The 25,286-nt window shown below is 40.0% G+C and carries 24 protein-coding genes; 14 read left to right on the forward strand and 10 right to left on the reverse strand.

Features of this window, described 5'->3' with window-relative positions; genetic code table 11:
* Positions 1–41: 41 nt before the first annotated feature.
* The 5 genes from ACX0HA_RS02935 (at position 42) to ACX0HA_RS02955 (ending at position 4,093) form a co-directional block, all read left to right on the forward strand.
* The gene (locus tag ACX0HA_RS02935) at positions 42–752 is read left to right on the forward strand and encodes a YebC/PmpR family DNA-binding transcriptional regulator (protein WP_458843779.1); all 711 of its coding nucleotides are present in this window, start codon (positions 42–44) and stop codon (positions 750–752) included.
* Positions 753–996: 244 nt separating this feature from the next.
* A complete protein-coding gene (locus ACX0HA_RS02940) occupies positions 997–1,551 on the forward strand; it encodes an RNA polymerase sigma factor (RefSeq protein WP_458843780.1) in 555 nt (184 codons plus the stop codon).
* A complete protein-coding gene (locus tag ACX0HA_RS02945) occupies positions 1,551–2,108 on the forward strand; it encodes a hypothetical protein (RefSeq protein ID WP_458843781.1) in 558 nt (185 codons plus the stop codon). Before ACX0HA_RS02940 ends, ACX0HA_RS02945 begins: the two co-directional genes overlap by 1 nt.
* Positions 2,089–3,147 carry a hypothetical protein gene (locus tag ACX0HA_RS02950; protein ID WP_458843782.1) on the forward strand — a complete coding sequence of 353 codons (1,059 nt, stop codon included), beginning with the start codon at positions 2,089–2,091 and terminating at the stop codon, positions 3,145–3,147. Before ACX0HA_RS02945 ends, ACX0HA_RS02950 begins: the two co-directional genes overlap by 20 nt.
* Positions 3,148–3,367: 220 nt before the next feature.
* The gene (locus ACX0HA_RS02955) at positions 3,368–4,093 is read left to right on the forward strand and encodes a head GIN domain-containing protein (protein ID WP_458843783.1); all 726 of its coding nucleotides are present in this window, start codon (positions 3,368–3,370) and stop codon (positions 4,091–4,093) included.
* Between the two features lie 184 nt (positions 4,094–4,277).
* On the opposite strand, the gene ACX0HA_RS02960 is transcribed toward ACX0HA_RS02955, so the two are convergent.
* The 3 genes from ACX0HA_RS02960 to ACX0HA_RS02970 form a co-directional block, all read right to left on the reverse strand.
* A complete protein-coding gene (locus tag ACX0HA_RS02960) occupies positions 4,278–4,640 on the reverse strand; it encodes a hypothetical protein (protein WP_458843784.1) in 363 nt (120 codons plus the stop codon).
* A 68-nt stretch (positions 4,641–4,708) separates the two neighbouring features.
* Complete coding sequence (locus ACX0HA_RS02965) at positions 4,709–5,749, reverse strand: PLP-dependent cysteine synthase family protein (protein WP_458843785.1); 1,041 nt, start codon at positions 5,747–5,749, stop codon at positions 4,709–4,711.
* Between the two features lie 78 nt (positions 5,750–5,827).
* Positions 5,828–7,960, reverse strand: coding sequence for a S9 family peptidase (locus tag ACX0HA_RS02970; protein WP_458843786.1), 2,133 nt, complete (start codon positions 7,958–7,960; stop codon positions 5,828–5,830).
* A gap of 73 nt (positions 7,961–8,033) precedes the next feature.
* Here ACX0HA_RS02970 and ACX0HA_RS02975 point away from each other — a divergent pair, with 73 nt between their 5' ends.
* Together ACX0HA_RS02975 and ACX0HA_RS02980 are read left to right on the forward strand one after the other, a co-directional pair.
* Complete coding sequence (locus ACX0HA_RS02975; RefSeq protein WP_458843787.1) at positions 8,034–8,360, forward strand: YbaB/EbfC family nucleoid-associated protein; 327 nt, start codon at positions 8,034–8,036, stop codon at positions 8,358–8,360.
* A 279-nt stretch (positions 8,361–8,639) separates the two neighbouring features.
* A complete protein-coding gene (locus tag ACX0HA_RS02980) occupies positions 8,640–9,695 on the forward strand; it encodes a linear amide C-N hydrolase (RefSeq protein ID WP_458843788.1) in 1,056 nt (351 codons plus the stop codon).
* A gap of 28 nt (positions 9,696–9,723) precedes the next feature.
* Here the strand turns inward: ACX0HA_RS02980 and ACX0HA_RS02985 are convergent, their stop codons facing one another.
* Positions 9,724–10,749 (reverse strand): threonine aldolase family protein, encoded by a 1,026-nt coding sequence (locus ACX0HA_RS02985; protein ID WP_458843789.1) that lies wholly within the window; start codon positions 10,747–10,749, stop codon positions 9,724–9,726.
* Between the two features lie 50 nt (positions 10,750–10,799).
* On the opposite strand from ACX0HA_RS02985, the gene prfB reads away from it, so the two are divergent.
* The 3 genes from prfB (at position 10,800) to ACX0HA_RS03000 (ending at position 14,304) form a co-directional block, all read left to right on the forward strand.
* Positions 10,800–11,904, forward strand: a protein-coding gene (prfB, locus tag ACX0HA_RS02990) for a peptide chain release factor 2 (RefSeq protein ID WP_458843790.1) whose coding sequence is annotated in 2 segments (ribosomal slippage) — positions 10,800–10,862 and positions 10,864–11,904 — 1,104 coding nt in all. Because the reading frame shifts where the segments join, the coding sequence is not laid out codon by codon here.
* 192 nt (positions 11,905–12,096) lie between these two features.
* A complete protein-coding gene (locus tag ACX0HA_RS02995; RefSeq protein WP_458843791.1) occupies positions 12,097–13,329 on the forward strand; it encodes a GAF domain-containing sensor histidine kinase in 1,233 nt (410 codons plus the stop codon).
* Positions 13,330–13,386: 57 nt separating this feature from the next.
* Entirely contained in the window at positions 13,387–14,304 is a 918-nt protein-coding gene (locus ACX0HA_RS03000) for an AraC family transcriptional regulator (RefSeq protein ID WP_458843792.1), read from the forward strand.
* Positions 14,305–14,307: 3 nt separating this feature from the next.
* Here ACX0HA_RS03000 and ACX0HA_RS03005 read toward each other — a convergent pair whose 3' ends face one another.
* The 6 genes from ACX0HA_RS03005 to ACX0HA_RS03030 all read right to left on the reverse strand — a co-directional run bounded on the left by ACX0HA_RS03005 (position 14,308) and on the right by ACX0HA_RS03030 (position 20,495).
* Positions 14,308–14,682, reverse strand: a complete 375-nt coding sequence (locus tag ACX0HA_RS03005) for a DUF779 domain-containing protein (protein WP_458843793.1) — start codon at positions 14,680–14,682, stop codon at positions 14,308–14,310.
* 49 nt (positions 14,683–14,731) lie between these two features.
* Entirely contained in the window at positions 14,732–15,796 is a 1,065-nt protein-coding gene (locus tag ACX0HA_RS03010; RefSeq protein ID WP_458843794.1) for a 2,3-butanediol dehydrogenase, read from the reverse strand.
* 76 nt (positions 15,797–15,872) lie between these two features.
* Positions 15,873–17,375 (reverse strand): aldehyde dehydrogenase family protein, encoded by a 1,503-nt coding sequence (locus tag ACX0HA_RS03015; protein ID WP_458843795.1) that lies wholly within the window; start codon positions 17,373–17,375, stop codon positions 15,873–15,875.
* 163 nt (positions 17,376–17,538) lie between these two features.
* A complete protein-coding gene (locus tag ACX0HA_RS03020) occupies positions 17,539–18,351 on the reverse strand; it encodes a phospholipase A (RefSeq protein ID WP_458843796.1) in 813 nt (270 codons plus the stop codon).
* A gap of 190 nt (positions 18,352–18,541) precedes the next feature.
* Positions 18,542–19,822, reverse strand: coding sequence for an inorganic phosphate transporter (locus ACX0HA_RS03025; protein ID WP_458843797.1), 1,281 nt, complete (start codon positions 19,820–19,822; stop codon positions 18,542–18,544).
* A gap of 25 nt (positions 19,823–19,847) precedes the next feature.
* Positions 19,848–20,495, reverse strand: a complete 648-nt coding sequence (locus tag ACX0HA_RS03030; RefSeq protein ID WP_458843798.1) for a DUF47 domain-containing protein — start codon at positions 20,493–20,495, stop codon at positions 19,848–19,850.
* 199 nt (positions 20,496–20,694) lie between these two features.
* Between ACX0HA_RS03030 and ACX0HA_RS03035 the strand changes: the two genes are divergently transcribed.
* From ACX0HA_RS03035 to ACX0HA_RS03050, 4 genes are all read left to right on the forward strand, one after another.
* Entirely contained in the window at positions 20,695–22,323 is a 1,629-nt protein-coding gene (locus tag ACX0HA_RS03035; protein WP_458843799.1) for an acyl-CoA carboxylase subunit beta, read from the forward strand.
* A gap of 160 nt (positions 22,324–22,483) precedes the next feature.
* Positions 22,484–22,927: a GNAT family N-acetyltransferase gene (locus ACX0HA_RS03040; protein WP_458843800.1), complete on the forward strand. Its 444-nt coding sequence runs from the start codon at positions 22,484–22,486 to the stop codon at positions 22,925–22,927.
* A gap of 30 nt (positions 22,928–22,957) precedes the next feature.
* Positions 22,958–23,611 (forward strand): class I SAM-dependent methyltransferase, encoded by a 654-nt coding sequence (locus ACX0HA_RS03045; protein ID WP_458843801.1) that lies wholly within the window; start codon positions 22,958–22,960, stop codon positions 23,609–23,611.
* Positions 23,612–23,665: 54 nt separating this feature from the next.
* Positions 23,666–25,285 (forward strand): M1 family metallopeptidase, encoded by a 1,620-nt coding sequence (locus ACX0HA_RS03050; RefSeq protein ID WP_458843802.1) that lies wholly within the window; start codon positions 23,666–23,668, stop codon positions 25,283–25,285.
* Position 25,286 lies beyond the last annotated feature (1 nt).

The raw sequence follows: 25,286 nt of genomic DNA on the forward strand, positions 1-25,286 counted from the left end.
ACAGGGAATAAGTTTATTTTTGTGCTGCAAACAAATAAATTATGGGAAGAGCGTTTGAATTTAGGAAAGCCAGAAAAATGAAACGTTGGTCGGCAATGGCCAAAACGTTTACAAGAATTGGTAAAGATATAGTAATGGCCGTTAAAGAAGGCGGACCAAACCCTGAGAGCAATTCGCGCTTAAGGGCAGTAATACAGAATGCCAAAGCTGCCAACATGCCGAAAGACAATGTTGAAAGGGCTATCAAAAAAGCATCTGATAAAGACTCGGCTAACTTTAAAGAGGTATTATTCGAAGGTTATGCACCTCACGGTATCGCTATTCTTATAGAAACTGCTACCGATAACAACAACCGTACAGTGGCTAACATCCGTAGCTACTTCAATAAATGCAACGGTACCATGGGTACTCAGGGATCGGTTGAGTTTATGTTTGACCATACCTGTAACTTCCGTATACCTGCCGAAGGCCGCGATGTTGAAGAGCTTGAGTTGGAGATGATAGACTTTGGTGTAGAAGAAATCTTTGCCGATGAAGACGGAATTGTAATGTATGCACCATTCGAAAGTTTTGGAGCTATTCAAAAAGAACTAGAGAACAGAGGTATGGAAATATTATCTTCAGGATTTGAAAGAATTCCGCAAATTACCAAAGAGCTTACCGAAGATCAGGTTGCTGATGTTGAAAAGCTTCTTGAAAAAATCGAGGAGGATGACGACGTAATGAACGTGTACCACACTATGCAGGAGTAATCAATTTATAATTTTTATTGATTATTTCATTGTGTAAATAAATATAGAGCACCTTTCGGGGTGCTTTTTTATTGGCTAAAAACAGGCATTTACTGCACTATATAAGAAATTGTTGCATTAAGCCATAAATAAATTCATTGATTAAATCGCTACATTAGTACATTGGTACATTAAAAAAAATATTCGAAAAGTGTAACAATTTGGTAACACACCAAGTCATTATATTAAAACCATCAATCATCAGTTGACAAACACAAACCAGGATATCGATTCATTACTGGAACAGTGTAAAACGGGAAGCCGTAATGCACAGTTCGAGGTTTATAACAGGTATTATAAACCCATGTACAATACTGCCTTGCGGATAGTGAAGGACAGTCATTGGGCCGAAGATATCATGCAGGAGTCATTTTTAAAGGCCTTTATAAAACTGGATTCATTTAAAGGGGAAGTAACCTTTGGAGCATGGCTTAAAAAAATCGTGGTAAACCACAGTATTGACAATTACAAGAAGATAAACAAGAACAGCCTTGACCCTATTGACAATGTACTGTATAAAGTAGCCGAAGATGACAACAATGATGAGGAAGCCGCAATCGACTTCAGAGACGTAAAAGTACAACAGGTATCGGCAGCGATAAACTCGCTCAAAGAAAATTACAGGATAGCACTAACCCTGTTATACATTGAAGGGTTCGACCAGGAAGAGATTAGTGAAATTATGGGTATTACCGCCGGAAATACCCGTACAACCATAAGCAGGGCTAAGGAAAGCCTGCTCAAAAAATTGAAAGGATAATGAAGACAGAAGACAACAAAATGGACGAAATGTTTAGCCGCTTTGATGGTCTATGGGATATGGAAGAGCCTATCACAGGACACCAGGACCGTTTCCTTGACAGGCTAGATAAGAACAAGGGAAAAAAACCAAAAGTAAAAGGACTGATCTATTGGATAGCCATGCCCGCAGCTGCTGCAATAGCCATACTGGTTACGCTGATGTTTACCTTCTCCCCTGGCAGCAGCGAGAAGCAGGTGGCAAAAATTTCGCCCAAAACTGAACAGACACAAATGTACTTTGCATCCGTAATAAATAAGGAGCTTGAAAAAGTACGAAAAGAGAATACCCCCGAAACCAAAGCGCTTGTTGAAGACGCCATGCTGCGCATGCAGCAACTGGAAGCCGATTATGATAAAATAACGCATGACCTGGCTAAAAAAGGAGAAAACAAGCAATTGCTTCATGCCATGATAACCAATCTGCAGACAAGGATATCATTTCTTGAAGACGTACTCGTGAAAATTGAAAACATCAAAAAGATTAAAGAAAACTACCATGAAAACACTAATGCATAAACTTTTACTACTACTGTTTCTACTCCCATGCATTTCGATAGCAGGAAATGGTATTAAAGGTGGAAAATATACTAAAGAAAAGAAGATTGCCAAAGCCTATATTGTAAATCCGGACTGCGCACTACAGGTAGATAACCAGTTTGGGAGCATCTATGTTACCACCTGGGATGAAAATAAAACCCAGATCGAAGTTGTAATTAAAGTAAGCGGCAATAACGAAGATAAGGTAAACAAAAGGCTTGCCGGTATCGATGTATATCTTAACGCAACTATAGCCCTTGTAAAAGCAGCCACTAACATAGATAATATGAGTGGTAACAATATCAATATGGAGATTAACTACACCATTAAGATACCTAAAAAAGGAAGTATCAACCTTATTAATCAACATGGCCCTATCATAACCACTAAGATATATGGCAAAGCAGCTATTGATTGCCAATACGGTACTGTAAACATTGAAGAGCTTAATGCTGATAATAACAGTATACAGATGCAGTACTGCGGGAGCGGCAAGATCGATTATATGAAAAGTGGAGAGGCTAATATACAATACTCTAATCTGACTATTCAAAAAGCAACAAACCTTAAACTTAAAATTGAGTATAGTCCTGTAACTGTAAATGAAGTGCATAACCTGAACTACAGGGCAGAATATGGATCACTCGTAGTTAGCACTGTAGACAATGCTACCGGATCGGGTGATTATACGCCTCTCACGTTTGGGTATGTATCCGGTAACTTCAATACAACCACTAACTACGGTGATATGGCAATAGGCAGCATGAGCAAAAATTCTAAAAATATTGCAATTAACGCCACCTATAGTAACATAACCGTGAATTACAACGAAAATGTACCCTTCGATTTTGAATTTTACCTTGAATATGGAAAACTTAGGGGATCTTCGGGGCTTAAGTTTACAGAAAAAAGCGATAGAGATTTTACAGCACGCTACAAAGGTTACAACAAAACTCAGGGCGTAAACCGTTTTTATATCAGATCAGAATACGGAGACATTAATCTGGGCAAAAACTAAAAAATTTTAGAGGCATGCAACCATTTATTGGTTACAGTCGTCTATGATAATAACTGCCTTAATCACGCAGGAGTTCAATCATCATCAAAAAACAATTGCCCTCATCAGGCTGCCTGCTCATCACAGGTATAATAACAGTTATTACCCCTGCCGCCGGGCAGGAAAAATCAATCATCATCAACCATTTCCACGACTGTAGGAAATCAAAAAACGAACCACCATGAAAAAAGCAGCATTAATTGTCGCAGGGCTCTTCTTTGCCTTCACGCTAACCGCACAAGAATCTACAACTACCCTGGCAGGAAACGGAAACATCGTTAAAGAGAAACGCGATGTAAGCGACTTTACGAAAGTATCAGTAACAGGATCATTTGAAGTATGCCTGACATCCGGCGAAACCGGAAAAGTCAGCCTCGAAGGCGATGAGAATATCCTCGCCATCATAAATACCAAAGTCGTAAACGGAACACTTACCATAACTACAGAGAATAACGTAAATGTGAAACCCAGCCGCACCAATAAAATTAAGATAAAAGTCCCGGTACAGCTGCTTGACAGTATTTCACTTAACGGATGTGGTTCAATTACGTCAAAGACTACTATTAAAAACATGAAACTTAAAGTAACCCTGGATGGCCCCGGCAGTATCACTATTCCTGTAGATACTACCGAAGCCACGGCATGGATATTGGGTTCGGGTACGATAAATTTAAACGGTATAACCGAAAATTTTAGCTGCAGGATCTCAGGTTCCGGAACAATCGAAGCATCGGGTCTTGAGGCAAAACAAGTAAGTGCATCTATTTCGGGGTCAGGAGATGCAAAAGTAAACAGCACCCTTGCCATAACAGGCAGGATCATTGGTACAGGAAATATTGCCTTTGCCGGTGAGCCAAAACAAACCGACCTGAAGTACATGGGCAATGGAACCTTCAGTTGGGAATGATTGGTTTAGGGGTTGTAATTTTGGGTAAAGCCCTTCCGCGAATGCGGAAGGGCTTTTGTTTTAAAATACCTATTTATGGGTATTGTATAGGATCTGAACTGGCGGTAATTTTACAGTTTCACATAAGTTTGAGTTAGTTTGAAAAGACTGGCCCCGGAATTGCAGTTTCGGGGCTTTTTTGATATCAATCTACTTTTTCGTAATAAAGACCCAAATCTTCATTTACTGCAATTCTGGGAGTACCAACAAAGAAAGACCTGTTGAAATAAGACCCAAAGCTGGCAAGTCCCAATTCATACTTATAAGTCATATCAAAACAAGTTCCGCCAAATCCTTGTTCAATCTTATAGGTTCCTGAACCATAGTAACCACTTTTAAAAGTATTGTCGTTATTAAGTACAAGCGTATCAACTTTGGTAGGAGCTTCAAGAGAAGGATAATCAGGATAATATACGTAGATACCGGTAATCATTCCTTTTGTAAAAAAGTGCCCATAACAGTACAATAAAAACATTACTGTTAAAAAAGATAAAATTGCTTTCTTCATACCCAAATATATAAAAACAAAAAACTCCCCGCATTGCGGGGAGTTTATATATCGCTATAATCATTCGATTATTTAATGAATTCTATCTTTTGAGCTTCTTCAGCGTTGATACTGTCAAAGAATCCCTGTTCGTTCATCCATTCGTCGCTGAACACTTTACTCATGTAACGCGATCCGTGGTCAGGGAAAATAAGAACGATGTTACTGTTCTCGTCAAACTCTCCTGCTTCAGCATATTGTTTTGCAGCCTGGAAAGTCGCTCCACTCGTGTATCCTACAAACAATCCTTCGCTTTTGGCAATATACCTTGCAGTATGGGCACTATCTTCGTCTGATACTTTTATGAATTTATCGATAACATCAAAATCAGTAGCGGTTGGGATCAGGTTTTTACCAAGACCTTCTATCCTGTATGGATAGATCTCATCGCTGTCAAACTCTTTTGTTTCGTGGTATTTTTTAAGTACCGAACCAAAAGCATCTACGCCTAATATCCTGATGTTTGGATTTTTTTCTTTAAGGAAACGTGCCGCACCGGATATAGTACCTCCTGTACCGCTGCACGCAATAAGATGCGTTATCTGTCCTTTAGTCTGTTCCCAGATTTCAGGACCGGTAGTTTTATAGTGAGCATCTACGTTAAGATCGTTGAAGTATTGGTTAATGTAAACCGAACCCTTGATCTCTTCATGAAGCCTTTTTGCTACATTATAATAAGAGCGTGGGTCATCTGCCGATACGTTTGCAGGGCAAACATATACTTTAGCTCCCATTGCACGAAGCATGTCTATTTTATCCTTTGAAGATTTAGAACTTACTGCAAGAACACAATCATATCCTTTTATAATGCTTACCATTGCCAGGCTAAAGCCTGTATTACCCGATGTAGTTTCGATGATAGTATCTCCCGGTTTCAGGATACCTTTTTTCTCTGCTTCTTCGATTATATATAATGCAATCCTGTCTTTTGTGGAATGGCCCGGATTAAAAGCTTCTACTTTGGCGTAAAAATTTCCTTGTAATCCTTCAGTAACTTTGTTGAGTTTAATCAGTGGTGTGTTCCCAATTAGCTCCAACACATTATTATAGGCTTTTATCTCTTCTTTCATAAAAAATAAGTTAGTAAGGTAAACTGCTACAAAGTTTATTGACCTCAAAACCTTGCAAATCTAACAAAAAAAATTTAATTACTTTTTAATTCCTTCTAAATCTAATAAAAAACTGTATTCTTTGGCAACTTCCTTTATAGCCTCGAATCTTCCCGATGCTCCGCCGTGCCCTGCTTCCATGTTGGTATCCAGATACAAAAGGTTGTTACCGGTCTTGGTAACCCTTAATTTTGCTACCCATTTGGCAGGTTCCCAGTATTGCACCTGAGAGTCATGAAGACCTGTTGTTACGAGCATATTTGGGTAATTTTGGGCAGTAATATTGTCATATGGCGAGTACGATTTCATATAATTGTAGTACTCTTTCTCATTTGGGTTACCCCATTCGTCATATTCTCCCGTCGTCAGCGGAATACTGTCATCCAGCATTGTTGTCACAACATCTACAAAAGGCACTTGTGCAATAACGCCATGATACAGCTCCGGAGCCATATTAATGATGGCGCCCATAAGCAAACCTCCGGCAGATCCTCCTTCGGCATATAAATGCTGGGGAGTGGTATATTTCTGCTCGATAACATACTTGGAACAGTCAACGAAATCAGTAAATGTATTTTTCTTTTTAAGCAGTTTTCCATTATCATACCATTCACGGCCCAAATCTTCACCACCCCTGATGTGTGCGATACCAAAGATAAAACCACGATCAAGAAGGCTAAGCCTTATCGATGAGAAATAAGCATCCATAGATGCCCCGTATGAGCCATACGCATACAGCAGGAACGGATTATTGCCATCTTTCTTTATGCCTTTACGGTACACGATAGAGATTGGCACTTTGGTCTCATCCTGAGCAGTAGCCCATACCCTTTCTTCGGTATAATTGTTTTTATCGAATTTACCACCAAGAACTTCCTGTTCCTTAAGGATGGTTTTCTCTTTGGTCTTCATGTTGAAATCGATCACCGATGATGGTACAGCCATCGACTGGTAGCTATAACGAAGTATTTCGGTATCAAAATCAGGATTGGTAGAGGTTCCTGCAGTGTACGTTTCGCTTTCAAATGGCAGGTAATACTCCCCTTTTCCATCCCATGGGCGAATGCGTATCTTGTTGAGACCATCGTTACGCTCTGAGACCACAAGGTAGTTTTTAAAGATGTCTATATCTTCAAGAAGCACGTCTTTACGGTGTGCGATAAGGTCTTTCCAGTTGTCTTTTCCTGTTTTGCCTTCCGGCGTAACCATCAGCTTAAAGTTGGTAGCCTTGTCTTTATTGGTAACGATATACCAGTTGTTTCCGTAATGCGAAATGCTGTACTCCAGTTCGCGTGTCCTTTTCTGGAAAATTTCAAATTCGCCATCAGGCTTTTTGGCATCCAATATGCGGAATTCACTGGTAAGCGTGCTGCTTGAGCCAATTACCAGGTATTTCTTCGATTTTTCTTTGTAAATGAATGTACTGTAGGTATCATCCTTTTCGTGATAGATAAGAGCATCATCTTTTACATCGCCATTAAGCTTGTGCTTATATATCTTATCCGAACGAAGTGTGGTAGGATCTTTTCTTGTATAAAAAAGCGTTTTATTATCACCAGCCCATGTAGAGCCGCCAGTAGTATTCTCAATTTTGAAAGGAAGTATCTCATTGGTGACAAGATTCTTTACCTGGATGGTATATTGCCTTCTAGAAACAGTATCTACGCCAAACGCAGCCCATTTATTATCTTCACTGATATTAAGTCCGCCAAGCTGAAAGTACGAATGCCCTTTTGCCATTTCGTTACAGTCAAACAATAGTTCTTCTTTAGCGTCAAGACTGCCCTTTTTACGGGTGTAAATTGGATAATCTTTTCCTTTTTCGTAACGGGTTATATAGTAGTAGCCATTGTAAAAGTAAGGTACCGATGAATCGTCTTCTTTGATACGGCCCTTCATTTCTTCGAACAGGTCTTTCTGGAACTGTTTCTGACCGGCGGTCATGGTATTATAGTAGGTATTCTCTTTATTGAGATAATCTATTACTTCGGGATTTTCCCTTTCGTTAAGCCAGTAATAGTTATCTGTCCTTACATCGCCGTGTTTTTCAAGAGTCTTTGGTTTGACAGCGGCCAAAGGGGGAGAAATGGTTTCGGTCATCTTAGTTTTATTAGATTGCGCATTCGCTGCAAAAATAACACAAACACAACTTAAAAGTAAGTGTTTTTTCATTTGTTTTCTGGTTAGCATATCACTTTGCAATTTAATACTTTTGCAATATAATCATATAATAAAATTCGTAAAAATGTTTGGAGATATCATGGGAATGATGGGTAAACTTAAAGAAACCCAGCAAAAAATTGAAGAGACTAAAAAAAGGCTTGACACTGTGCTTATTGATGAGCAAAGCAATGACGGACTGCTAAAAGTGACTATGACAGCAAACAGAACGCTTAAGTCTGTCAGTGTTGACGATTCGCTTTTAGAAGATAAAGAACAGCTTGAAGATTATCTTGTATTGGTTATGAACAAAGCTATCGCAAAAGCCACTAATGTAAACGAAGCGGAACTTGGAGCTGTAGCACAGGATGGTATGCCTAATATTCCCGGACTTGACGGGATGTTTAAGTAATATCTGTTAAAAGTTTTAAAGTCAAAAGTCAAAAGTCGTAAAGTCGTAAAGCCTTGAGAAAACCTCTGACTTTACGACTTTTGGTATTTAATGAATTCATAAATAACTGACATATTAGCTATCTGAATATTGTGCCGCTATTATTTTAATCCGTATATTGGTCTGACATAAAACACTACTTTATAGACATCTAAAACAATCTTGTTAAAAATTTTGGAAATATAAATCTAGTATAAAATTTATTTCGCATAATTGAATTGTAATTTAATAGAAGCCGTTATGAAAATAAAAAAAACAATTTTACTGACTTTTGCTTTACTATACAGTGTAATTCTAAGTGAAGATGCAATTGCATGCACAAGGGTTGTATACAAAGGACTAAATGGAACGATTATTACAGCACGCTCTATGGACTGGAAAAGCAGTATTCCGGCTAACCTATGGATTTTTCCTCGTGGAATGCAGAGAAATGGTGAAGCAGGCAACAGTTCTATAAAATGGAAATCTAAATATGGAAGTGTTATAACCAGTTCGTGGGATATAGCATCCTCTGACGGAATGAATGAAAAAGGTCTGGTTGGTAACCTTTTGTGGCTGGCTGAGTCTGAGTTTCCTAAATTCGAAAAAAACGGAACTAAGAAATTCTTATCAGTTTCGCTTTGGTTACAATATACACTTGACAGTTTTGCTACAGTAGAAGAAGCAGTTAATACATTTGAAAAAAATAATTTCTCAGTTGTCTCATCTCACATTCCGGGAACTGATATTTTTGCCACAGTCCATCTGTCTATTTCTGATCCTACAGGCGACAATGCGATCTTTGAATATATTAACGGGAAATTAGTCATACATCATGATAAAAAATATGTTGTAATGACAAACTCTCCTATTTTTGAAGAACAATTAGCAATAAACAGCTATTGGAAGGGAATCCCCGGAACTATTATGCTGCCAGGAACAAACAGGGCTGCTGACAGATTTACAAGGGCATCATATTATATTGATGCTATTCCCAAAACTGATGATACAAGAACAGCAATCGCCAGTGTATTCGGTGTTATTCGAAATTGTTCTGTTCCACTTGGAATTTCCTCGCCAACAGAACCCAATATTTCTTCGACAAGATGGAGAACCGTTGCAGATCAAAAAAACCTTGTTTATTATTTTGATAATGTACTAAATCCTAATGTTATATGGGTAGAGTTCAATAAAATTGACTTTAGCGAAAAAGCTAAAACAAGAAAGTTGAGTTTAGAAAATAATGAGAACTATTCGGGAGAGTCTCTAATTAATTTTAAAGTAACTCAGCCATTTACGTTTGCCGGTATCGAATAAATTCCAATATTTAACTTCTATTTCCAGCTTAAAATGTAAGCTTCTGCAATGTCTCTATTACGTAATTATGCATCACTTCTTTATAATCAAGGTGCGTAACAATACGCAGTTTTCCTTTGCCTAATGAACTAATGAATATGCTTTTTTGTTTCAGCTTTTCCATTAAGGCAGCTTCGCTGTATTGTGGCTTCAGCGAAAAGATAAGTATATTGGTTTCAACAGGCTCTACTTTATCTACCCAAGGCAGCTGCTGAAGGAAATTACCTAATTGTCGTGCCCTGCGGTGATCTTCTTCCAGTCGGCTAACGTTGTTTTGTAATGCATACAATCCTGCCGCAGCAAGATAACCTGCCTGGCGCATGCCTCCACCAAAAACCTTACGTATACGTATCGCTTTATTGATATGTTCCTGTTTACCTATAAGCAGCGAACCAACAGGCGCACCAAGCCCTTTTGATAAACAAACAGATATAGTGTCGAAGATTGAACCAAACTGTTTTGGATGCTGTTTTTTGGCTACAAGAGCATTCCACAAACGGGCACCGTCGAGGTGGTAATTAAGATTATTGGTTTTGCATACCTCACCTATTTCCATAAGTGTTTGCAGGTCATAACAGGCACCACCGCCTTTATTGGTCGTATTTTCAATACACACAAGGCTCGTAAGCGGGCTGTGATAAAAATCAGGTGGATTAATGGCTTCTGCTACCTGATTGGCAGTGATCATACCGCGATCACCGTCTATCAGCTGGCACGAAACGCCACTATTAAAGGCAACGCCTCCGCCTTCATAATTAAATACGTGTGCCCATTTATCGCAGATGAGTTCGTCACCCGGATTTGTATGTAGTTTTATTGCTGTCTGATTGGCCATGGTGCCCGAAGGAAAGAACAAAGCAGCCTCCATTCCAAAAAGGTCGGCCACGGTTTCTTCGAGCTGTACAACGGTAGGATCCTGTTTATAAACGTCATCACCCACTTTTGCCCTGAACATTTGCTGAAGCATTTCATGTCCCGGACGGGTTACCGTGTCACTTACTAAATTTATTTCCATATTATTGAAAAGGATAGCTTATTTTTGCTTAATACAAAACTACATTATTTATGACAAATACCGAACAAATAAAAGGTATTATAGAGCGCCTTGGTGCGCTGAGGAGGTATCTTTGACATCGACAGGAAGTTAATAGAAATAACCAACGAAGAAGAAAAGACTTTTGCTCCGGACTTTTGGAATAACGCCAAACAAGCCGAAATCATTGTCAGAGACCTGAGATCCAAGAAAAAATGGGTAGAAGACTATGAAAAAGGTAATGCTATGGCCGAAGAGCTTCAGGTAATCTATGAGTTTTTCAAGGAAGGCGATGTTACCGAGGAAGAACTGGACAACCAGTACAACCTTACGATAACCCATATTGAAAACCTTGAATTCAAGAACATGCTTTCTGACGAAGGCGACAGCCTGAGTGCCGTAGTGCAGATCACGGCAGGCGCCGGAGGTACCGAAAGCTGTGACTGGGCAGCTATGCTTATGCGTATGTACATGATGTGGGGCGAAAAAGAAGGCTACAAAATAAAAGAACTTAACTTTCAGGCAGGTGAGGTTGCCGGTATTAAAACCGTAACCCTTGAGTTTGAAGGCGACTATTCTTTTGGTTACCTGAAAGGCGAGAACGGCGTTCACCGACTGGTGCGCATATCCCCTTTTGACAGTAATGCCAAACGCCATACCTCATTTGCATCGGTATATGTTTATCCATTAGCAGATGATACTATCGAGATTGACATCAGCCCGTCAGACATTTCGTGGGAAACCATGCGTTCCAGTGGTGCGGGAGGACAAAATGTAAATAAGGTAGAAACTGCGGTGCGACTGCGCCACCACCCTACCGGAATCATCATTGAGAACTCCGAGACCCGTTCACAGCTGGACAATAAGACAAAAGCCATGCAACTCCTAAAGTCTCAGCTCTATGAAATTGAGCTTAAGAAACGCCAGGCGGTCCGTGACGAGATCGAAGCGAATAAGATGAAGATCGAATGGGGTTCGCAGATACGAAACTACGTTATGCACCCATACAAACTGGTTAAAGATGTGAGAACACAATTCGAAACCAGCGATGTAGACGGTGTCATGAACGGAAACATAGATCAATTTCTTAAAGCTTACCTGATGATGATGGGCCAAAAAGAAGAAGAAAAAAGTTAAGTATAACTTGCACTTATAAGCCCCTGATTGAATATCAGGGGTTTTCTTTTACAATTTGCTATTGGTTTATGAAATAATGCAGGTTTTGTTACAAGATTAGCTTTTAACAAGATATTAGGAGTTTTTAAGCGTATTTTCACATTGCGAAATAATTCAATGTTTTTAACCTAATTAAATTTCGTTAAGTAACCCATGAGCTTTAAAAACGCTGTCTACTACATACCCGATACTGAAGAACTTAGGCTTGAAAAGCTTAGGGATTATCAAATATTGGATACACATTCCGAAGATACTTTTGATAAGATCTCCTTAATGGCTTCGCAGGTTTTTAATTGCCCAAATGCATTTATCACCTTTGTAGATGAGAAAAGGATATTCATAAAGTCTAACCTGAGCTCACTTGATATTAATGAAGTGCAACGGGAAGGTACTTTGGCTGATAGGGTTATAAAAAATGACGATGTTGTTCTATACACAGACACCCATACTTACCCTGAACTGGCTGAAAGCCCGTTTGTGAAAATGAAAAATGGCATACGCTTTTTTGCCGGTGTGCCCTTAAAAAGCCCTGAAGGCTTTAATGTAGGTGTACTTTCGGTAGCCGATGACATACCACGTGAGGTAACACCCCTGCAGCTTGATATGCTGAAAACATTATCCAAACTTGTAATAGACAAATTGGAGAACAGGCTTCGTTACAGGAAATCGATAGAATCACAGATCAACCTGATGAATATAGCCCTTCACGAAATTAAAAATCCGTTAGCATCCATAAATCTTGCAAACGACATCATTCGTAAAGATGTCACCACCGCAGGACGCATGACCGATATGATAAAATCCTCTGTCGGTATCATGCAAAAAAGACTGGCCAATCTGCTTACACAGTCTGAACTTGAAGAAAAAGACCTTGTACTCAACATAGAAGAGATCAATATTAAAGATATGTTTACAAGGCTGCTAAATAATTTTGAGTTACTGGCAAACCGCAAGCAGCAGATCATTGAGCTAAACTGCGAAAACAGCCTTATCGTTGAAGGTGACAGGTCTAAAATATCTGATGTGCTGCATAACCTGTTAAGCAACGCTATAAAATACTCTTATCTGAATACGACGATCCGTGTATCTGCACGCGAGGCCGGAAATTACATGCACATTGAAGTAAAAGATGAAGGACAGGGACTAAACTTTGAAGATATTCAGAAACTGTTTACCAAATTTGCCAAACTAAGCTCAAAGCCTACCGGTAAAGAAACATCAAATGGTTTAGGCTTATCCATCACGAAATCATTTGTAGAGCTTCACAGAGGAAACATCTATGCTATGAGCCCGGGTAAAGACAGAGGCACCACATTTATTGTTTCGCTTCCGCTAAAATACCGCGTTGCAACAGATATTGAAGCAGTTGCGGAATTAAACTCGTAAAAATTTCGCTAAATCATTAAATATCCTTACTTTAAAGGCTGCTTAAAGTAAAAGGATATGAACAATCGCAGGGCACTACTTGAAACACCTTCATTGACAGTAGAAAAATCACTAAAGACACTGATAGAGAACAGAACTGTTTATTCGCTGGACAATTGCGAACTTAACCTCTTTGAGACCTATCAGGAATCATTGCTTGTACCTCTAAAATTTAATGACCTTGTGGTGACAAGCATGCTGAGAGGTAAAAAGATAATGCATTTGTTTGACGACCCAAGCTTTGAATACCTTCCCGGAGAAACAGTAATTGTTCCCGGAAATGTAGAAATGAAGATCGATTTCCCGGAGGCTTCAGTTGCTAATCCCACACAATGCCTGGCACTGGCCATAGATCACAATAAAATAAGTGACACCCTCGATTTTCTTAATGAACGCTATCCTAAAGAAGATGAATTATGGAAACTTAATCATGAGAATTATTTCTTTTACAATAACACTGAATTAGCCACAACCATAAATAAGCTCATTCGTGAGTGCATGAGTTATTCCATTACCAAAGATGCCCTTGCCGACCTGGCATTACAAGAACTGCTTATACGCATCATACAGACGCAAACCGCGCAAAGGACCGAAAATCCTTCTTCAATGGATACTGACAGTCTAATGTACACCATCACCGATTACATCCGCAAAAACATAAACTCAGGCATAAGCCTTAAAGAACTCAGTGAAAAGGCCTGCATGAGCACCACCACCTTTTACCGCTATTTTAAGAGGGAACTGGGGATGAGCCCGATAGAATTCATACTGAATGAAAAGATAAAACAGGCAAAAAAACTGCTTAAAAATCCGGGAATACAGATAAACGAAGTGTGCTATATGGCCGGTTTTGACGATTGCAACTATTTTATCAGGCTTTTCAAAAAGTATGAAGGCATTACACCAAAACAATACCAGTTATTACAGGTAAGTTAATAACTAATCCTCAAGGTATTTGAGTGATTCAAGGTTTTTGGCTTCTTCTTCGGTAAAAAGCCGTGATTCTATGATGAATCTTTTCCCTAACGGAATTTCTAGCGAAAAGCTGGCACCCCGGCCTTCCACGGCATTCATAGTAAGGTGAGTATGCTTCCAGTATTCAAATTGGTCTTTGCTCATCCAGAATTCACAGCCTTCAATTACGCCAAGGCATACATCACTATAACCCAACCTAAAATCGCCTTTTTCAAAACACATAGGTTGTGAGCCATCACAACAGCCGCCACTTTGGTGAAACATCAATTCTCCATAGCGTTCTTTAAGTTCTGCAATAAGCGTAGTAGCTTGTGGGGTAACATCAATTCTTTTATACATAGCCTAAAATAAAAAAGCAGGGTCAAAGTAATTGACCCTGCAGTTATAATTATCCATTAATATCAACCAGTATTTTTACCTGTGACGGATTAGAAACCAATGCCTCAAAACCATCGGTAACAATATTATCAAGCTTAATTTTTTGGGTTACAAGCTTCTCAACCGGCATACGCCCAGAGTCAATAAGGTTAATAACCTGAGGAAATATATTTCTGTAGGCTATGATACCCTTAATGGTGATTTCGCGCACCACCTGATCAAAAGCATCATGCGTTACAGTCTTGCCAAAAAGCGCTACAAGAACAGCCGTCCCTCCGTTCTTGAGGCTTTTTATCCCGTTATCATAAGTAGCCTGTACACCGGCAGCATCAAGAAACACATCGGCTCCGCCATTGGTTAGTTTTTTTACCTGCCCGGCTATGTCTTCACTTTTACCATTAATAATATTGGTAGCACCTACTTCTTTTGCTTTTTCAAGGCGTTTATCGGCTACGTCTACCACGATAACATTTGGCGAACCAGCCGCTATGGCTGCCTGAACACACAGCAATCCTATAGGCCCTGCACCAAAGATCACACAGGAATCACCCAAACGTAATCCGCTTTGCAGTACTGCATATACAGCAACCGCGGCAGGCTCTACAAGTGCTCCCTGTTCAAAGCTCATGGTGTCGGGTATTTTATGCACCATATAATCCTCTACAACCGTATATTTTGCAAAACCTCCATTAGATGTTAACCCTACAAAACCTAATGGTTCAGACAGATTATACTCTCCATTAGCTATAAAAGGGCTGTCCGGATTCTTAAACAACGGTTCTACAACTACCCTGTCACCAGGCTTAACATTGGTAACACCTTCTCCCACTTCACTTACTATCCCCGAAAATTCATGCCCCAGAGTAGTAATACCCTGATGCCCGTTTAACGGATAAGGCTTATCTACAGGAATAAGCATTGGCCCATGCGTGTATTCGTGTAAATCTGAACCACATATTCCTGTAAACTGAACTTCTATTTTCACTTGTTTTTTTCCGGCAGTAGGTATCTCAGCCTGTTCGACCCTGATATCTTTTGCAGCATGCCAGCGTGCCGCTTTCATTGTATTTGACATTCTAAATATTTTTTGGAATTATAATTTACAGCAGTGAGGCTGCCCTGAGGCAGCCCTTTACCAAACAATTTAACTTCTAAAAAAAACCTAATTTATTTTTATCATAAGAGATCAGCATGTTTTTGGTCTGCCTGTAATGTTCAAGCATCATTTTATGGTTCTCACGCCCAAAACCCGATTTTTTATATCCGCCAAATGGCGCATGTGCAGGGTATGCATGGTAATTGTTTACCCAGACTCTACCTGCTTTAATCGCTCGTGGTACCTGGTACAGTTCGTGGGCATCGCGTGTCCATACCCCGGCACCAAGTCCGTAAAGTGTATCATTAGCAATTTCAATAGCCTCTTCGGTAGTTTTAAAAGTAGTGACACAAACAACAGGGCCAAATATCTCTTCCTGGAATATCCTCATTTTATTATGTCCTTTAAAGATCGTAGGCTGAATGTAGAAACCTCCGCCCAGTTCGCCGTCAAGCTGATTTACTTCGCCTCCGGTAAGTACTTCCGCACCTTCTTCCTTGCCAATTTTCAGGTAAGATTTAATTTTTTCATACTGATCGTTAGAAGCCTGTGCTCCCATCGCTACGGTTTTATCTAGAGGATTACCTAATTTAATGGCTTTGGTGCGCTCTACTACCCTTGCGATAAATTTGTCATAAATATCTTCGTGCACAAGCATACGTGACGGACAGGTACAAATCTCTCCCTGATTCAGGGCGAACATTACAGCACCTTCAATAGCTTTATCAAAATAGGCATCATCAGCATCACCAACAGATTTAAAGAAGATATTAGGCGATTTTCCGCCAAGCTCCATGGTAGAAGGAATGATATTCTCGGCTGCATATTGCATGATAAGACGGCCTGTCGTGGTTTCACCCGTAAATGATACTTTTGATATCCTTGGCGAAGTAGCCAATGGCTTCCCTGCTTCTACTCCAAAACCATTTACAATATTGATAACACCTGCAGGAACAACATCTTTAAGCAGCTCCATCAACACAATGATAGACACAGGAGTTTGTTCTGCTGCTTTAACCACTGTACAGTTTCCAGCAGCAATAGCAGGAGCAATTTTCCAGGTAGCCATAAGTAACGGGAAGTTCCACGGAATGATCTGCCCTACCACACCAAGAGGTTCATGAAGCACTATACTAACCGTGTTTTCATCATGCTCTGCAATAGTGCCTTCTTCAGCTCTTATTACACCGGCAAAATAACGGAAGTGATCTATACATAATGGCAAGTCGGCAGCAAGGGTCTCACGTATTGCCTTACCATTATCGATAGCCTCGACAGTAGCAAGATATTCCAGATTAGCTTCCATAACGTCGGCGATCTTATTCAGAATATTGCTGCGGTAAGCAGGAGAAGTTTTGCTCCAGGTTTTGAAAGCTTCGTGGGCAGCATCGAGTGCAAGTTCAATATCTTCTTTGGTAGAACGTGCTGCTTTGGCAAACACTTTACCATCAATTGGCGATACATTATCAAAGTATTCACCTTTAACAGGAGGCACGAATTTACCCCCAATAAAATTATCATATTTGTCCTTAAAATCAGGACGTTTCGCTATGCTCATAGTCTTTCGGTTTATTTGTTATATTCCAAAATTAGCCGACTAAATCGTTAGAGTATAGCATAAATCATCCAATCGATAGCACAAATTTGTCAGATTGGTATTTTGCAATCCATATTAATGCAATAATGGTAAAATATATTAGGCCTTATGGTGATTAAGCAGTCTACATCCACTCCACTAAAGAAATTCCTAATCCTACAGTAGTCTGGCGGTTATTATAATCGATAAGAGATTCCCCATAACCGTGTGTCAGCTGGAAGTACCCTTTAAGATTACCGGTAAGGTTCCGTGACCAGGAAAACTCAGCATATCCTCTTAAGTGGTTACCGAATGAGAGATTACTACTGGCTGTAAGCGAGAGTATATTTTTACCCATCCCATAAATAACTGTGGCATCACCGTGGCCTATATAGTCTACAATATCCGGATTATCATCTTCATTGTTCTGATCCGGCAGCCTGAACCACGGGCGGATGTATACCTGCCATTTATCCCCTACTTCAAACCCTGTGTGTAGTATTATCCTGTTCCAGCTTCTTGATAGTGGAACATCCCTGCCGTTAGACTGATGGTTAAAACTTATTCCAACCATACGGTTTGTAACTCCGAGAACATTAAAATTAGTAGCAAAATTAAGAATGAGCTCCGGCTCATAATTTGTTTCCCTAAAGGGCCTGGACAGGCTTTTGTTGTAGATCTGCCAATAGGATTTTTGCGTATAGGCACCCCAAAGGTCACCTGTACCCCAAAAAATACCCTGTAGAACCTTTACTTTAAAGCTAATCTGAAATTTTGCTTCCAGATTATTCAGGTCGACATTATCATCTACCACATAAGCCGGGCTGTTATTACCGCTATGCGGCTGTCCGTTGGGGCTGCTTGACCAGCGGGCAGGAAGCAGATATAGTGGCTTATAAGGGGTAATAACAAAAGTACCCGAAGAAGTAAGTGTATCCAGTTCCCAACGTTGGGACATGGTTTTGGGCTTTTGGTTATTAAATATGGAAGCTACCTGAGCTTCAACAGCTACACTGTAAACCAGTAAGACTACAATGAAAAGGGTTCGATAAGAGACAAAAGAAACAGGCATAGAGGAATTTGTTTACTTACAAATTTACCTACTATGCCTGTTAAGATTATATTAAAGATTGTTATCGAATCTTATATTACAAGAATATGCTTAAAATGTAATAGATCAATGCCGCAAGTGCCGCAGAAACCGGGATTGTAAGTACCCAAGCCCAAACAAGGCTTACTGTAACTCCCCATCGTACTGCTGATACACGTTTTGTTAATCCTACACCTATAATCGATCCTGTAATAGTATGTGTTGTACTTACCGGGATTTTTAAGTGCTCAGTAAAATATAGCGTTAAAGCCCCGGCGGTTTCAGCCGCAACACCTTCAAACGAAGTAACTTTAGTGATCTTAGAACCCATCGTTTTTACGATCTTCCATCCTCCACTTAAGGTTCCTAATGCGATTGCAGAATAACACGCAAGTGGTATCCACCCCGGCATATGCCCTTCAACATCATCTTTAGGAAGTATAACGTTCAACCAGTCAGGTAGGCTTTCCTGAGCATGACCGCTTGTATGGATGTAAACAGCTACAGCTGCAGCAATGATACCCATTACTTTCTGCGAGTCATTACCACCATGTCCTAGACTGAATGCAGCAGAAGAAAGCAACTGCATCCTCTTAAGCCACGACTCAGCTTTACTGTGCGACAGCCTGCTAAAAAACAAACAGAAAGTACTTATTGTCAACACTATGAAAGCTACAAGAAGCCATTTTATGTTATGAGGCTCAAAAGCAACACTCCAAAAATGTGATTCGAAACGTGGTTTCTTTATTTTGTCATAACCTATAAACTGCGTAGCTACAAACCAAACCGTAAGCAGCATTAGAGATACAGTGAATATTTTTGGCTTAATACTCTTTTTTGAAGAGTTAAGCAGCCATATTGAGATCAGGTACGAAGCAAGGGCGCCCAGTAGTGGTGCGAGAACAATGAACGCAACAATAATAAGTACACCTGATGGCATTCCTCCCTCTTTGCCCGGCGTGTACCAGGAAACCACACTGAACCCTGCGTGGGCTATAGCAGCTCCTGCAAAACCACCAATAAGGGTATGCGACGAACTTGAAGGTATACCCAGCCACCAGGTTAGAAGGTTCCAAATGATAGCCGCTATTACACCCGCCAGAATAACCACAAGGTTAATATCCATGGTGTGTGCCGTTTTAGCGACGGTATCGGCTACTCCGAATCCAAAAACCCAATAAGCCAGAAAGTTAAAGAATGCTGCCCAGACAACAGCCTGAAAAGGTGTAAGAACCTTTGTTGCAACAATAGTTGCAATTGCATTTGCAGCATCGTGAAAACCATTGATGTAATCAAAGATCAATGCCAGTATAATAATTACACAAAGTAATGTAAACATAAGAAATGCTTTAAGAGGTTATGTTTTACGAATGCTTAACAGCAATCGACTCCAATACATTCGCAACCCCTTTACATTTATCAGCAGCTGATTCAAGAGCAGAAAGTACTTCTTTATACTTAATGATGTTTTTAGCATCTGTTTCGTTCTCAAAAATATCGGCAACAGCCTTATCAAATACGTTATCTGATTTATTTTCAAGCTTATTTATCCTTTTAGAAGCATCAGCAATGCCTTTAAGGTTCTTCATATCTTTAAGATCACCTACTGCTAAGTGTATAAGCTGGCAGCTCTCAAGCGTGATTTCAGTCATTTTTCGGATAGACTTGGTAATTTTTTCTACCTGGTAAAGCCTCATCCTGTTTGCAGCACCATATAGGTAATCTCCCACATCATCAATAGCAGAGATAAGCGCGTGAATATCTTCCCTGTCAAAAGGTGTGATAAAGTTACGGCTAAGCTCAAGGTTAGTCTGGTGAGCTATCTCTTCGATAATTGCTTCAAGCTCTTCTATTTTCCTGAAGTAAGTTTCCCTTTCTTCTTTAGGGGCGTTTACTGCTTCGTGAAGTGTCTCTGCAAGAACAACAAGGTTAGATGTTGCCTGCTCAAAAAGAGGGAAAAATTTCTTATCCTTTGGTACAAGAAATTGAAAGATACTGTTAAGTGATGCCATTTCGTGTTTTTTTCTGGTGCAAAGGTATCTTTCCAATGTTAAGAAATGGTTAAGTCATTATGAAGATGGGGTTATTTATTTTAAGAAAGTATTAAGACTTAGAAATAAAGGAATTCTCAATAATTTCGTTTGATGTCAAACGTTTTCGTATTTTAGCCCCACGAAAATTGCAAACAGCACACAAATATACATTATTGTCATGGATATTAACTTCAATAAAAACGAAGACCATAATAAACTCTTATTATCAGATTTTAAACAAAAGCTGGCCAAAGTAAAACTTGGAGGCGGAGAAAAAAGAATTGCAAAACTGCATGGCGAAGGCAAAATGACTGCCCGCGAACGCATAGAGTACCTTTTAGACAAAAACAGCAAAAGCATTGAGATAGGCGCTTTTGTGGGTGATGGCATGTATGCAGAACACGGCGGATGCCCATCAGGTGGTGTAGTTATAAAGATAGGCTATGTGCGCGGCAAACAATGCATCGTTGTAGCCAATGATGCAACCGTAAAAGCCGGTGCGTGGTTTCCTATTACAGGAAAGAAAAACCTTCGTGCGCAGGAAATTGCCATGGAAAACCGTCTTCCGATAATCTATCTTGTTGACAGCGCGGGTGTATACCTGCCGCTTCAGGATGAGATCTTTCCTGATAAAGAACATTTCGGACGTATCTTCCGTAACAATGCGATCATGAGCAGCATGGGCATTACCCAGATCGCTGCGGTTATGGGCAGCTGTGTTGCCGGCGGTGCTTACCTTCCAATAATGAGCGACGAAGCCCTTATAGTAGACAAGACAGGAAGTATTTTCCTCGCGGGAAGCTACCTCGTTAAGGCTGCCATTGGCGAAAGCATAGACAATGAAACTCTTGGAGGCGCTACCACACATTGTGAAATATCAGGTGTAACCGATTATAAAGCGAAAGACGATAAAGATGCGCTTGATACCATTAAGAACATCGTCGATAAAATTGGCGATTATGATAAAGCAGGCTATAACCGTATTAAAGCTGAAAAACCAGCCTTAGATGAAAATGACATTTATGGCATACTGCCAAAATTGCGTACCGAACAGTATGATATGATGGAAATCATTAAGCGAATGGTGGATAACAGTGATTTTGAAGAATATAAAGCAGGCTACGGCCAGACTATCATTACCGGATATGCCCGTATCGATGGCTGGGCTGTGGGTATTGTAGCCAACCAGCGTAAAGTGGTAAAGTCTAAAAAAGGTGAAATGCAGTTTGGAGGTGTTATCTATTCAGATAGCGCGGATAAGGCCACACGTTTTATTGCCAACTGCAACCAGAAGAAAATTCCGTTAGTATTCCTTCAGGATGTTACCGGATTCATGGTAGGCTCAAAATCAGAACATGGCGGGATCATTAAAGATGGTGCCAAAATGGTAAATGCCGTGAGTAATTCGGTAGTACCAAAGTTTACAGTAGTTGTAGGGAACTCTTATGGAGCAGGAAACTATGCCATGTGCGGAAAGGCTTATGACCCAAGACTGATATTTGCGTGGCCAAGCGCAGAGCTTGCAGTTATGGGCGGCACGCAGGCAGCAAAAGTACTGATGCAGATAGAGGCTTCATCGCTTAAAGCAAGGGGTGAAGAAATAACTCCCGAAAAAGAGACTGAAATGTTCGATAAAATCAAAGCTAAATATGATGCACAGGTATCTCCTTACTATGCAGCCTCAAGACTGTGGACAGATGCCATCATAGATCCGCTTGATACAAGAAAATGGATATCGATGGGTATTGAAGCGGCTAACCACGCCCCTATTGAAAAACAATTCAATCTTGGTGTTATACAGGTGTAAGCTTCCTGTTAAACTTATTTTTTGAAACAAAATACATCAATACCCTTTATAGAATCAGCAATATGCTGATTCTATAAAGGGTATTTCTTTTAACTTTAGAAACTGGCAGGAGCATTTTAACGAATCGCCCATGCCTTATTTAGAAAAAAAAAAATTAAAGATGCTATTAAGAGAAGCTGAAATAAAGGACATAGAAGACATATCGATCGTACGCATGGCTGTTACTGAAAATGTATTGAATAATCCGGCACTGGTTACCCGTCAGGATTATGAAAATTATCTGACCACACACGGTAAGGGGTGGCTGTGCGAAATAAACAATGAGATCGTAGGTTTTGCTATTGTCGACACTATTGATAATAACATTTGGGCATTATTTGTAAAGCCCGGATTTGATAAGATGGGTATTGGAAAAGCCCTGCACAAACTGATGATGGACTGGTATTTTAACCACACCGACAAAACCGTGTGGCTTGGTACAGCGCCAAACACCCGCGCTGCCGATTTTTACACCCGCCAGGGATGGAAAGCTGTAGGGATGCATGGCAAAGAGATCAGGTTTGAAATGAGTAAATCTGACTGGGAATTATTCCAAAACAGATAAATGCTTCATTATTATTTGTAATTTGGGGGTATGAAACTATCTGAAAACGAATTACAGGAACTGGCACAACAGCTGCGTTGCCCTGATGGCGAAAATGGCATTAAAGTTGGCGAAATGATGAATTTTACCAATAGCAACATCATTACTAAAACTATTGAAAGCCTTAGCCTTAAAAACGGTGATACCCTCCTTGAAATAGGTCCGGGAAATGGCGCCCATGTAAAAGATATAGTGAATGCTGCCAATGTAGGCTATTTTGGTATTGATATTTCTGAGACCATGATAGCCGAAGCCGAAAAGCTGAATACCGATATATATAATGCCTCTTTCCTGCTAACGAATGGTGAGCATATCCCTTTTAGCGAAAAACATTTTGATGTTATCTTTACCTGCAATACCATTTACTTCTGGAAAAATCCACAGGAATATGCCCATGAGATTGCGCGTGTATTGAAGCCTGATGGTCTTGTATCCATAGGGTTCATCCCAAAAAGCACCATGCAAAAAATTCCGTTTGCCAAATATGGTTTTACGTTATACGATATCGAAACCGTAAGCGGACTAATGAATGCAACCGGACTCACAGTAATTGCTGCTGACATAAATACCGAAATGGTAATGAGCAATAGCGGTGAGCAGATTGAAAGGGAGTTTGTTATACTGACAGCTAAAAAATTAGCGTAACCTGTAACAATTCTTACTTTTCTGCACTAATAGGCTAACCAACCTGTAATCACAATGAAAAAAGTCCTTATTGCCACAGTTACCCTTTTGGGTATCTATACTGCTTCGGCACAAAACTACACCAGACGCGACAGTCTTCAGGGAGGGCTACGTCCGGAACGCACCAGTTTTGACGTTCAGCGCTATGACCTTAATATCAAAATAGATCCCGACAAGAAATTTATCAGCGGATATAACGACATCACATTTAAGGTGGTTGAGAATACTTCTAAAATACAGCTGGACCTTTTCGATAACATGAAGATTGACAGTATAGTGGTTAAGGGCAATAAAACTACCTACAAAAGAGATAATGATGCAGTCTTCATCAGTTTTGCAAAACCTTTGCAGAAAGGCAGTGAAGAGAAGCTGCGTTTCTATTATTCGGGAAATCCAATAATAGCTAAAAATGCTCCCTGGGATGGCGGTTTTGTATTTAAAAAAGATAGCGATGGTAAACCATGGATAGGCGTTGCTGTACAGGGAGATGGTTCGAGTATCTGGTACCCGGTAAAAGACCACCAGACAGATGAGCCTGACAAAGGCGCAACCATAAAAGTGGCAGTGCCTAACGGACTCATGAACGTTTCTAACGGACGTTTTACAGGAAGTGAAGATCTTAAGAATGGTTACACCCGTTGGGACTGGGAAGTGAAGAACCCTATAAACAACTATGACATTACAGTAAATGTTGCTGACTATGTTCATATACACGATAAGCTTGATGACCTTGACCTTGATTATTATGTGCTACGCAAAAATGAAGCAAAAGCCCGCAAACAATTCGAAGAAGTAAAGCCGATGATGCAATGCTTCCAGTCTAAATTCGGGAAATACCCTTTTGCCGAAGATGGATATAAATTAGTAGAAACGCCATATCTGGGTATGGAGCACCAAAGCGCTGTAGCTTATGGCAATCACTACATGAAAGGTTATATGGGCAGCGATATGACCGGAACCGGCATTGGCCTGCTGTTTGACTATATCATAATCCATGAAACAGGCCATGAATGGTTTGGCAACAGCATTACCTCAAAAGACATTGCCGACATGTGGATTCATGAAGGTTTCACAACGTACAGCGAAACGGTATATGTAGAATGCCAGTACGGTTATGATAAAGCAATGGAGTACATCGGCGGGCAGCAAAGAAACTCTATGAATATGAAGCCTGTAATAGGTGTATTTGGAGTAAATAAGCCGGGATCGGGTGATATGTACTATAAAGGGGCTGCAATGCTGAACACGCTAAGACACGTAGTAAATGACGATAAAAAATGGTGGGATGTTATCCTGAACTATTCCCTGATGTATAAAAAGGATATTATTGAAACCGAAACGGTGGTAAATTATTTCAATAACAAGACAGCGATGAACCTGACCCCTATTTTCGACCAGTACCTGCGTTACAAGAACATTCCTAAGCTCGAAGTAAAACTAAAAAACAAATCATTAGAGTACCGTTGGGTAACGGACGTAAAAGACTTCGCTATGCCGGTAGGTATTACCATTAACGGTATACCAGCCCGACTTAATGCTACTAATGAATGGCAAACTGTAAAAGTTGAGGCTTCGGATATTGATGCAGTGCAGGTAGAGAAGAATAAGTATTACGTTGAATTAAAGAGATTATAAA

It is taken from the genome of Flavobacterium hauense, from assembly GCF_054457175.1.